The organism is Geobacillus sp. WSUCF1 (assembly GCF_000422025.1).
GTDB lineage: Bacteria > Bacillota > Bacilli > Bacillales > Anoxybacillaceae > Geobacillus > Geobacillus zalihae.
Genome location: NZ_ATCO01000180.1, coordinates 1 through 10,555, shown reverse-complemented (window position 1 = coordinate 10,555; position 10,555 = coordinate 1). Strand labels below are relative to the sequence as shown.

General features: G+C 54.4%; 10 protein-coding genes. 6 read left to right on the top strand and 4 right to left on the bottom strand.

Annotated elements, in window-relative coordinates:
- Window positions 1-55: 55 nt before the first annotated feature.
- The gene (locus tag I656_RS01875) at window positions 56-1,558 is read right to left on the bottom strand and encodes a response regulator transcription factor (RefSeq protein ID WP_033006571.1); all 1,503 of its coding nucleotides are present in this window, start codon (window positions 1,556-1,558) and stop codon (window positions 56-58) included.
- A 307-nt stretch (window positions 1,559-1,865) separates the two neighbouring features.
- On the opposite strand from I656_RS01875, the gene I656_RS01880 reads away from it, so the two are divergent.
- The gene (locus I656_RS01880) at window positions 1,866-2,387 is read left to right on the top strand and encodes a molybdenum cofactor biosynthesis protein B (protein ID WP_015375608.1); all 522 of its coding nucleotides are present in this window, start codon (window positions 1,866-1,868) and stop codon (window positions 2,385-2,387) included.
- Between the two features lie 58 nt (window positions 2,388-2,445).
- Here I656_RS01880 and I656_RS01885 read toward each other — a convergent pair whose 3' ends face one another.
- Together I656_RS01885 and I656_RS01895 are read right to left on the bottom strand one after the other, a co-directional pair.
- On the bottom strand, window positions 2,446-4,104 hold the full coding sequence (locus tag I656_RS01885) for an acyl-CoA synthetase (RefSeq protein ID WP_033006570.1): 1,659 nt from the start codon (window positions 4,102-4,104) through the stop codon (window positions 2,446-2,448).
- Window positions 4,105-4,421: 317 nt separating this feature from the next.
- Entirely contained in the window at window positions 4,422-4,754 is a 333-nt protein-coding gene (locus I656_RS01895) for a hypothetical protein (RefSeq protein ID WP_015375605.1), read from the bottom strand.
- A gap of 180 nt (window positions 4,755-4,934) precedes the next feature.
- On the opposite strand from I656_RS01895, the gene I656_RS01900 reads away from it, so the two are divergent.
- Together I656_RS01900 and argH are read left to right on the top strand one after the other, a co-directional pair.
- Window positions 4,935-6,155: an argininosuccinate synthase gene (locus tag I656_RS01900; protein WP_015375604.1), complete on the top strand. Its 1,221-nt coding sequence runs from the start codon at window positions 4,935-4,937 to the stop codon at window positions 6,153-6,155.
- Window positions 6,156-6,217: 62 nt separating this feature from the next.
- A complete protein-coding gene (gene argH / locus I656_RS01905; protein ID WP_033006568.1) occupies window positions 6,218-7,597 on the top strand; it encodes an argininosuccinate lyase in 1,380 nt (459 codons plus the stop codon).
- Window positions 7,598-7,666: 69 nt separating this feature from the next.
- Here the strand turns inward: argH and I656_RS01910 are convergent, their stop codons facing one another.
- Window positions 7,667-8,113, bottom strand: a complete 447-nt coding sequence (locus I656_RS01910; protein WP_020756513.1) for a universal stress protein — start codon at window positions 8,111-8,113, stop codon at window positions 7,667-7,669.
- 112 nt (window positions 8,114-8,225) lie between these two features.
- On the opposite strand from I656_RS01910, the gene I656_RS18780 reads away from it, so the two are divergent.
- The 3 genes from I656_RS18780 (at window position 8,226) to ald (ending at window position 10,434) form a co-directional block, all read left to right on the top strand.
- Window positions 8,226-8,366 carry a hypothetical protein gene (locus I656_RS18780; protein WP_015375601.1) on the top strand — a complete coding sequence of 47 codons (141 nt, stop codon included), beginning with the start codon at window positions 8,226-8,228 and terminating at the stop codon, window positions 8,364-8,366.
- Window positions 8,367-8,462: 96 nt separating this feature from the next.
- Window positions 8,463-9,227, top strand: coding sequence for an SDR family oxidoreductase (locus I656_RS01915; protein WP_020756511.1), 765 nt, complete (start codon window positions 8,463-8,465; stop codon window positions 9,225-9,227).
- Between the two features lie 88 nt (window positions 9,228-9,315).
- The gene (gene ald / locus I656_RS01920; protein ID WP_033006566.1) at window positions 9,316-10,434 is read left to right on the top strand and encodes an alanine dehydrogenase; all 1,119 of its coding nucleotides are present in this window, start codon (window positions 9,316-9,318) and stop codon (window positions 10,432-10,434) included.
- Window positions 10,435-10,555 lie beyond the last annotated feature (121 nt).

Sequence of the window (10,555 nt, the reverse complement as noted above, 5' to 3'; positions counted from 1 at the left end):
ATTCATCTCCCACTTTCACTTCGTTTCAAAGTGGGAGACTTCTTTCGGAAAGATGTTAAATGATTCCGTCGCGAATCGCTTTGACAATGGCTTCAGTCCTGTTTTTGGCGTTCATTTTTTGCAAAATGGCAGACACATAATCGCGCACCGTGTATTCGCTCAAATGGAGACGCTTTGCCGCCTCGTACGTTGACGCCCCTTCGGCGACGAGCTTCAGCACTTCGATTTCCCGCGGCGATAAATGCGGCGTCGGCTGAACAAGATCGGAACGCCCTCCGCTGCATTTGGCCAAAATCTCCCCCGCGCTTTGTCCGAATTTCATCACCGCCGTGTAAAGATCATTGGACAATTGAAAGGACGTCTTCGGACCGCAATCCAAAATGGCGGCGCCGATAAGCCGATTTTCCGACGGCGCGTAAATGGGAGCGATGACAATCGATTCCAGTTGAAACTGCTTGACGTATTTCATCGGCAATCCTTGCGCGGCATGGCGGACATAAATGGGCGGCACGTTCGTCATCTGGCGGCCGAGCAGCTGCAGCCGCTGGATGTATTGCTTAATGAACGGAAGGCTGTCGATGTGTTCGTGAATGCTTTTGATGTCATGATTGTTCAGTTGATAACCGTACAATCCGAATCCGCTTTCATGAGTGCTTGAATAGGCGAACAGGGCACATCGTTCAAACGGCAAGTAAGCGACAAATCCGGTTGAAATGTACTCGATCGCTTCGTTCAGCGATTTGGCCCGCATAATCCATTGGTCAAACAACAAGACGGCGTCTTTCCAAAGATGTTGCTCTTTTGTGCGAATGACGGCCTTCTGGGCGGCATGAGACTGTTCGAGAGCGTGAAGAAGAAACGGGATGACGAGTTGTTCTTCCCCTTCTGCGCAAACGAGCAAAAGATCGCTCCCCCATGGGAGCGGAATCAATCGCATTCCACCCGCGTCCATGCGGGAAAGAATGCGTTCACATAAAGCGAAAATCGTCTCTCCATACATCGCGCCTTCTGTGAGCACATCGGCCGCGCTTCCATGCCATTTGGCGACGATGAATCCACCGTCCGCTGTTCTTGCCAGCTGGGCGATCCAGGCGATCGGCAGCTGCTTGGATGAAACGATTTGCGAAAGAAACTGCTCCAAATCGAATTCGGGGCAGCCAGAAGCATTGACGGACTCATGAAGCTTCGAAAAAACGTACTGAATGGCTTGATGAACGCGAAATTCCACAATACCGTCCGATTGAATGGCTTCGTGAACCGCGTTTTCCATCATCGATAAAATGGCGGTGGACTGGTTGGGTGACAGCCCGCCGTTTCGCTTTTCCCACTCGCGGCGAAATGACGCCAGCCATTCATCGATATCATTCATGGGATCAAGCCATTGCGAAGAGAACACGTCAACGGCAAGCCGCAAAGGCTGGGCCGCGGCATGCTGCTTGTCCTCCAGTTCGCGGCATTTGCCCAGCCAAGCGGATAAAATGTCGTCGCGGTGTTTCCGAATCATCTCCCATCCTTCTTTCAAAATGGCGTCCAATCGGATTGACAAGCGCAAGTCCATTCGTTTTCCCTCCTTAAGTTTTTTTCTTGTTTTTTGTCCAAACGATATCATTGCTTCCGTTTCGTGTATCGATCGTTCCATACAATTGGGCGTCATGGGCGTCGGATGTTGGTTGATGCCGGGAGAGAAAAACGAGTGCAAAGATGTTGGAAACAAGAGAAACCGGTTGCGGAAAGTCCTATGATCATCGTGGTGATATATATTAATAATATTATAACAATTCTGTCTATTATGATACAAATGGTTTGCGAACCGTATTTCCATTGTGTACGATAGAGATAAAGAAACGAAAGGGGATCATAAACGGATGAGCACGACCGAACATAAACAAGAAGCCCCCCAAACCGTCCGCTGCAAAGTCATCACCGTCAGCGACACGAGAACGGAGGAAACCGACCGAAGCGGCCGGCTGATGATCGAGCTGCTCACGGAAGCCGGGCATGAGGTCGTCGGCTATGAGATCGTCAAAGACGAAGCGGACGCCATTCGCGAGGCAGTGCTTGACGGTTGCCGCCGCGCCGATGTCGATGCCGTGCTCACGAACGGCGGCACCGGCATCGCCAAGCGCGACGTGACGATCGAAACGGTCGGTGCGCTGCTTGAGAAAGAACTCGTCGGCTTTGGCGAGCTGTTCCGCTTCTTGAGCTACACCGAAGACATCGGCCCGGCCGCCATGCTGTCGCGCGCCGTCGCCGGCGTGGCGATGGACACCGCCGTCTTTTGCACTCCCGGCTCCACCGGCGCTGTGCGCCTCGCGATGACGAAGCTCATTTTGCCGGAGCTTGGGCATGTCGTGAGGGAGATTCGGAAGGATAGGGCGCCGCGTTGACGAAAAGAGAACATAAGCGAAAAAGAGGATGCCCGCTGCGGGCATCCTCTTTCATTCATCAAGCCTTGATGCATTTTTCCCGCTCTTGATTGCGCAGGATGAACCGCTGGATTTTTCCGCTTGGCGTTTTCGGCAGTTCGGCGACAAATTCGACTTCGCGCGGGTATTCATGCTTGGATAAGCGCGTTTTGACGAACAAGGACAGCTCGTCGGCCAGCTCGTCCGACGGCGCAAAGCCTTCTCTGAGCACGACAAACGCTTTGACGATTTCCCCTTTGACGGGATCCGGCTTCCCGACGGCGGCTGCTTCGACGACAGCCGGATGCTCAAGGAGGCAGCTTTCGATTTCAAACGGCCCGATGCGGTAGCCGGCGCTCGAGATGATGTCGTCCGCCCGTCCTTGGAACCAGAAATACCCGTCTTCGTCTTTTGTCGCCAAATCGCCGGTCAAAAACCAAGGGCCAACAAGCCGCTCGGCGGTTTTTTCAGGGTCTTTCCAATACCCCTTAAAGACGTTCGGGATCGAGTCGGTGTTAAAGGCAATTTGTCCGACTTCGCCGTCGGCGACTGGGGTTCCGTTCTCATCGAGCAGGGCCACGTCAAAGCCCGGCAGCGGCCATCCCATCGAGCCTGGCCGGATTTCCATCTCGGCGGCGTTGAAGTTTCCGATCAGCATCAACGTTTCCGACAAGCCATAATGGTCGTGGATCGTAACGCCCACGTGCTCTTGGAAAAAGCGGATGACTTCCGGATTGAGCGGTTCGCCCGCTGAGCTCATGGCGCGCACGTTCAGTTGATAGCGGCGAATGACGTCCGCGCCGGCCGCCGCCATCGCCCGATACGCGGTCGGGGCGTACGCGAAATTGGTCACCCGGTATTTTTCCATCAAGGAATAGCACGTCTCCGGCTTAAACGGCCCTTCGTAAAAGACGATCGGCACGCCAAAGGCCATCGGCGCAAAGGTGCAAAAGACGAGCCCGTACGCCCAGCCCGGATCCGCCCCGCCGAAAAAGACATCGTCATCGCGCAGGCCAATCGCATAGCGCATATACGGATAAATGTTGATGAGCACGTTGTGCGGCCACATGGCGCCTTTTGGCATCCCGGTCGAGCCGGACGTATACTGAATCGCGAGCAGATCGTCGACCGTCGTTTCTTCGATCGAGTGCTCAGTCGACTCTTTCGAAAGCGCTTCCCAAAATGGCTGGTCTTGATCATGAGACGGTCCGTCAATGACAAAAATGTATTCCAATGTCGGCATGTTGTCCCGCGGCGGCAGTTTGGCGCGCTGTTCCTTGTTCGTCAAGAGGACTTTCGCCTCGGAATGGTTGATGCGATATTCAATCGCCTGCGGGCCAAACGCGGTAAAGAGCGGCACATACACGGCGCCGACCTTCCAAGCCGCCAAAATGTAGACGACAAGGGCCGGGTTTTTCGGCATGAGCGCGCAGACGCGATCCCCTTTTTTCACGCCCAGCTTGCGGAACACGTTCGCCATTTGGTTCGACCAATCGCGCAATTGCCGATAGGTGATCGTTTTTTGCTCTCCTAAAGCGTTTTCATAAAACAGCGCAATGCGGTTCGGATCCTCGGCATACCGGTCGCATACTTCGTGGGCGGCGTTGAACCGGCTGCGGGGATCCCAGTCGTAATGAGCGAATGCCTGATCCCAAGAAAATGATTGAATGAGTGAGGCAGGTGATAGATGGTTGGCCATGTCTGATCCCTCCGTTGTGTGAAAAGGAGTCAAATCAATAATAATTGAAATAAAAATAAAATTCAATATATTTTTGAAGGATAATAAATGGAACCCATTGGAGAAAGGGGATAGAATGAAAAAAGAGGAGCTCCCCAGCTTGAGCGCTCCTCTCAATCGCCAAGAAAGCTTTCGTTTGCGGCAGCGTATCCTTCGTCATCACGGCGGAATCCGCCGCATCAATCCCCGATCTTCTGGTCAAAATCGTTGCAGCCGCATGGTTTGTCTGCCGTCTAAAAAGGGGACAAGCGGCATCAGCGCTCATTTGTTATGGGGTGTTATGGTTTTTCGACCCGCTTTTTTCCGTGTCGCGATGAAACGGATGGAGCAATGCGATACCAAATCCACAAATCGTTGACGATCGAAGCGAGTTCGGCGATGTCAGCATTGAGCTGGCACGAGCGTGCGAAATCCGCTTCTTGGCCGAGTTCGTCTTGTTTTTTGTTGATTTCCCGCTCCAGTTCGGCGATGCGGTCGGGGATCAAGCCGCGGATCGTTTCCCATTCCAGTAAAATCGCCTCTTGTTCGTTTGGGCTGTAGTCCTCCCAAGGCTTGTCCAGATGCGGCAGGCGGATGCCGAGCCGTTTGTCGTCGATGAAGATGCCGTTCATTCTTGCCGCCTCCTTTTTTTCTATTATACGAAACATTTCCGCATATCGGTGAGGAATTTTTATTCTTTTTGTTGAATAAGTATTGAAAAATCACGGGAAAGCTGATAAAGTGATAATGTATTAAATTTGAATATTTATTTATATTTAAGTATATTTATGTGACAGGAGAGGAGAACGACCATGGCAAATCCGAAATTGGTGCTGGCATACTCTGGCGGTTTAGATACATCAGTCGCGATCAAGTGGCTCCAGGAGCGCGGATATGATGTGATCGCGTGCTGCTTGGACCTTGGGGAAGGGAAAGACCTCGATTTCGTGAAAGAAAAAGCGCTCAAAGTCGGGGCGATCAAATCGTATGTCATCGACGTCAAAGACGAATTTGCGAACGAGTATGCGCTCATCGCCTTGCAGGCGAACGCGTTGTACGAAGGGAAATATCCGCTCGTTTCGGCGCTGTCGCGTCCGCTCATCGCGAAAAAACTCGTTGAAATCGCCGAGCTCGAAGGCGCGGTGGCGGTGGCTCACGGCTGCACGGGGAAAGGGAACGACCAAGTGCGCTTTGAAGTGTCGATCAAAGCGCTCAATCCGGATTTGGACGTGATTGCCCCGGTGCGCGAGTGGAGCTGGTCGCGCGAGGAAGAAATCGAATACGCGAAACAGCACGGCATTCCGATTCCGGTTGACCTTGACAGCCCGTTTTCCATCGACCAAAACTTGTGGGGACGAAGCAACGAGTGCGGCATTTTGGAAGACCCGTGGGCGGCGCCGCCGGAAGAGGCGTATGAGCTGACGGCTTCGCTTGAGAACGCGCCGGATGTGCCGGATGTCATCGAGATCGGCTTTGAACAAGGTGTGCCGGTGACGTTAAACGGGAAGGCGTATCCGCTCGCGCAGCTCATTTTGGAGCTGAACGCGTTGGCCGGCAAGCACGGCGTCGGCCGCATCGACCACGTCGAAAACCGCCTTGTCGGCATCAAGTCGCGCGAAGTGTACGAATGCCCGGGGGCGATCACGCTCATCAAAGCGCATAAAGAGCTCGAAGACTTGACATTGGTGCGGGAAGTTGCGCACTTCAAACCGATCATCGAACAAAAAATCGCCGAAGTCATTTACAACGGTCTTTGGTTCTCACCGCTGAAAGACGCGTTGGTCGCGTTTTTGAAAGAAACGCAGAAAAACGTCACCGGCGTCGTGCGCGTGAAGCTGTTTAAAGGCCATGCGATCGTCGAAGGGCGCAAATCGCCGTTCTCGCTCTATGATGAAAAATTGGCAACATACACGTCCGAAGATGAATTTGACCATCAAGCGGCGGTCGGATTCATTTCGCTGTACGGCCTGCCGACGAAAGTCAACAGCATCGTGAACAAGCAAAACAAGGCGTCGGTGCCGACCGGCCAATGAAGGAAAATGAAGGGAACTTCATGAAAGGAAGGAGGAAGTCGCATTCCTCTGCGGCGAGATTCGTGAAAAAGCTTTGGGGCGGACGGTTTACGAAAACAGCGGAAGAATGGGTCGACGAGTTTGGCGCGTCGATCCCATTCGACCAAGAGCTCGTTGAAGAAGACATTGAAGGCAGCCTTGCCCATGTGACGATGCTTGGCGAATGCGGCATCCTGCCTGAAGACGATGTGGAGCAGATCAAAGGCGGGCTCATCCGCCTGTTGGAAAAGGCGAAGCAAGGGGAGCTCGAATTTTCCATTGCCTACGAGGACATTCATTTAAACATTGAAAAAATGCTCATCGACGACATCGGACCGGTCGGCGGCAAGCTGCACACTGGACGGAGCCGGAACGACCAAGTGGCGACCGATATGCATCTATACTTGCGCAAGCGGGTTGAAGAGATTCTCGGCCTCATCCGCGGGCTGCAGCGGGCGCTTGTCGCTCAAGCCGAAAAGCATGTCGAAACGATCATGCCTGGATATACGCATTTGCAGCGGGCGCAGCCGATTTCGTTCGCCCACCATCTGCTGGCTTATTTTTGGATGCTCGAGCGCGATTATGAGCGGTTTTCCGAGTCGCAAAAGCGCATCAACCGCTCGCCGCTCGGCGCCGGGGCGCTCGCCGGGACGACGTTTCCGATCGACCGGCATCGGACGGCGGAGCTTTTGGGCTTTGCCGATCTTTACGAAAACAGCCTTGATGCGGTGAGCGACCGCGATTTCATCATCGAATTTTTAAGCAACAGTTCGATGCTCATGATGCACCTGTCGCGGTTGGCCGAGGAGTTGATTCTTTGGTCAAGCCAAGAGTTCCAGTTCATTGAGCTGGATGATGCGTTTGCGACCGGCAGCAGCATCATGCCGCAAAAGAAAAACCCGGACATGGCCGAACTCATCCGCGGCAAAACCGGCCGCGTGTACGGCCACTTGATGGCGCTCCTCACGGTGATGAAAGGGCTGCCGCTTGCTTACAATAAAGATATGCAAGAAGATAAAGAAGGCATGTTTGATACAGTAAAGACGGTCATTGGGTCGCTGAAAATTTTCACCGGTATGATTGAGACGATGAACGTGCGCACGGACGTGATGGAGCGGGCGACGAAACAAGACTTTTCCAACGCGACCGAGCTTGCCGATTACTTGGCGGCCAAAGGCATGCCGTTCCGCGAGGCGCATGAGGTCGTCGGCAAGCTCGTGCTGCTTTGCATTGAGAAAGGCGTCTTTTTGGCCGACTTGCCGCTTGACGTGTACAAAGAAGCGTCGCCGCTCTTTGACGCAGACATTTATGACGCCTTGAACCCGCGCACGGCCGTCAACCGCCGCAACAGCGCCGGCGGCACCGGTTTTGCTGAAGTGCGGGCGGCGCTTGAAAAAGCGAAAGAAAAGCTAAACACCCCGTAACGGCGGGGTGTTCTTTTTTGGCATTTGCCGGCGGCACAGAGAATGGATGCATTCGTTGGGCGCGGAAGGCTATTCTTTCGGTGTCCTGACCACAAGCACATCGCATTTCGCATGGCGGACGATGTTTTCCGAGACGCTGCCAATCAGAAACCGCTCGACCGCGTTCAACCCGGTCGCCCCGCAAATGATGAGGTCGGCTTTGTATTTCGGAGCGACGTCTTTGGCGATTTTCACTTTCGGCGAGCCGAATTCGACCGCGGTGTCCACATCGTCGAGTCCAGCGGCGACGGCTTGGTTTTTATACCGCTCAAGCAATTCGTTCGCATACTGTTCCGAACGTTCGGCGAGGGCATAATCGTGCGCTTCAACGGTCGTAAAGCCGCGCAAGTCGATGATGTGGGTCAAAATGAGTTTCGCCCCGTTTCGCTTGGCGATTTGAACCGCTTTTTTGAACGCCCATTCCGCTTCCTTCGAGCCATCGACGGCGACGACGATCGTTTGGTAGGTCATGGTCATGTTCTCCCCTCCCTTTGGTGAAAAATGCTATCTCTATATATGGTATACCCATCGCCCTTTGACGAGAAACTAGGCCATATATTGAGATTTTGTGAAAGAAGGAGGAAGGGCGATGGAAAAGCGGCATAACGACTGGCAGTACGAGGAGGAAGAAGTGAGGACGATCACCGAACAAATTACCGAATCGTACGAGAGCGGCATCATTGACGATGACGAATCGTATTACGACCCGCGCCGCGAAGTCGGCGAATAGCCATAGCGCCTACGCGTTATGGTTATTTTTTTGTATTCCCCCTTGTTTGTAGTAAAGTAAAAATGAGACAGCAAATCGCGACGAGGAGGGAGAAGGGTGCGGCATGCGTTGATCACGGCCGGAGCGAAAGGATTGGGGAGAAAGGTGACGGAGCTGTTGCTTGATCAAGGCTACTCGGTGACGGTGAACTACCGGAGCGATGAGCAGGCGGTGCGCTCGCTTGCCGAGAAGCACCGCAGCGCCGCCGACCGCCTTCAGTTTGTGAAAGGGGATGTGACGAGAAAAGAGGATTTGGAGCGGTTAGTGGATGCAGCCATGGAGCGGTTCGGCCGCATTGACTGCCTTATTAACAACGCAGGCCCCTACATTTTCGAGCGGAAAAAGCTGGCCGATTATACGGAAGACGAATGGTACGAAATGATTGAAGGCAATTTGAGCTCGGTCTTCCATTTAGTGAGGCGGACGATCCCGATTATGCGAAAACAGCGGTTTGGCCGCATCATTACGTACGGATTTCAAGGAGCGGCGGACGCCCCGGGCTGGGTGCACCGCTCGGCGTTCGGCGCGGCGAAAGTCGGATTGGTGTCGCTGACGAAAACGATCGCCTTGGAAGAGGCAGAATATGGAATTACCGCCAATATGGTGTGCCCAGGCAACATTGTCGGCGATATGAAAGAAGCGGGGATCGCCGACGCCCGCGCGAGAAGGGATGCGGAAACGCCGGTCGGGCGCCCGGGCACAGGCGAAGATATCGCCCGCGTGATCGCGTTTTTATGCGAGGACGACTCGGATTTCATCACCGGTGCCATCATTGACGTCACCGGCGGAGCAAACGTCATTTACCGCCATCTTTTCCGTTGAGAACAGCGCCTCCTCCTTTTTCGTTTGCTTTTGCGCGAAACGGGGCACAATAAAAGGAGAAGCGGGAAGGAAAAAGGAGGAAAATGTGATGAAGATCGGCATTCCAAAGGAGATCAAAAACAATGAAAACCGTGTCGCCATTACCCCGGCCGGCGTGATGACGCTCGTCAAAGCGGGGCATGACGTGTATGTGGAGACGGAAGCCGGCGCTGGGTCGGGGTTTTCCGATTCCGAGTATGAAAAAGCCGGGGCAGTGATCGTGCCGAACGCGGAAGATGCTTGGGCGGCGGAGATGGTGTTGAAAGTGAAAGAACCGCTGCCTGAGGAGTTCCGCTATTTCCGTCCTGGGCTTATTTTGTTTACGTATTTGCATTTGGCCGCGGCCGAAGCGCTCACGAAAGCGCTCGTCGAACAAAAGGTGGTTGGCATCGCCTATGAGACGGTGCAGCTGGCGAACGGCTCGCTGCCGCTGTTGACGCCGATGAGTGAAGTCGCCGGCCGCATGTCCGTGCAAGTCGGCGCCCAGTTTCTTGAGAAGCCGCACGGCGGAAAAGGCATTTTGCTTGGCGGCGTGCCCGGAGTGCGGCGCGGCAAAGTGACGATCATCGGCGGCGGAACGGCGGGGACGAACGCGGCGAAAATCGCGGTCGGTCTCGGGGCAGACGTGACGATTTTGGACATTAACGCCGAGCGGCTGCGCGAGCTCGATGATTTGTTCGGCGACCACGTGACGACGCTCATGTCCAACTCGTACCATATCGCCGAGTGCGTGCGCGAATCGGATTTGGTCGTCGGCGCCGTCTTGATCCCGGGGGCGAAAGCGCCGAAGCTGGTGACGGAAGAGATGGTGCGCTCGATGACGCCGGGATCGGTGTTGGTCGACGTCGCCATTGACCAAGGCGGCATTTTCGAAACGACCGACCGCGTCACGACGCATGACGATCCGACATACGTCAAGCACGGCGTCGTCCATTACGCCGTCGCCAACATGCCGGGTGCGGTGCCGCGTACGTCAACGTTTGCCTTGACGAATGTGACGATCCCATACGCCTTGCAAATCGCCAACAAAGGCTACCGCGCCGCGTGCTTGGATAACCCGGCGCTGTTAAAAGGGATCAACACGCTCGATGGGCACATCGTGTACGAAGCGGTCGCGGCGGCGCACAACATGCCGTATACGGATGTTCATTCGTTGTTGCACGGATGAAATCATGAAGATGGAGCCGCCTTGATGGCGATGAGAAAACAAAGCTGTCCGAATCGGCTTGGGGATCGATCCGGCGGACAGCTTTTGCCAATGGCCTCTCTCGGTGAACTACCCACCACCT

Coding starts and splice junctions, on each gene's coding strand:
- I656_RS01875 (WP_033006571.1), bottom strand. CDS start 1,558: ATGGACTTGCGCTTGTCAATCCGATTGGACGCCATTTTGAAAGAAGGA.
- I656_RS01880 (WP_015375608.1), top strand. CDS start 1,866: ATGAGCACGACCGAACATAAACAAGAAGCCCCCCAAACCGTCCGCTGC.
- I656_RS01885 (WP_033006570.1), bottom strand. CDS start 4,104: ATGGCCAACCATCTATCACCTGCCTCACTCATTCAATCATTTTCTTGG.
- I656_RS01895 (WP_015375605.1), bottom strand. CDS start 4,754: ATGAACGGCATCTTCATCGACGACAAACGGCTCGGCATCCGCCTGCCG.
- I656_RS01900 (WP_015375604.1), top strand. CDS start 4,935: ATGGCAAATCCGAAATTGGTGCTGGCATACTCTGGCGGTTTAGATACA.
- I656_RS01910 (WP_020756513.1), bottom strand. CDS start 8,113: ATGACCATGACCTACCAAACGATCGTCGTCGCCGTCGATGGCTCGAAG.
- I656_RS18780 (WP_015375601.1), top strand. CDS start 8,226: ATGGAAAAGCGGCATAACGACTGGCAGTACGAGGAGGAAGAAGTGAGG.
- ald (WP_033006566.1), top strand. CDS start 9,316: ATGAAGATCGGCATTCCAAAGGAGATCAAAAACAATGAAAACCGTGTC.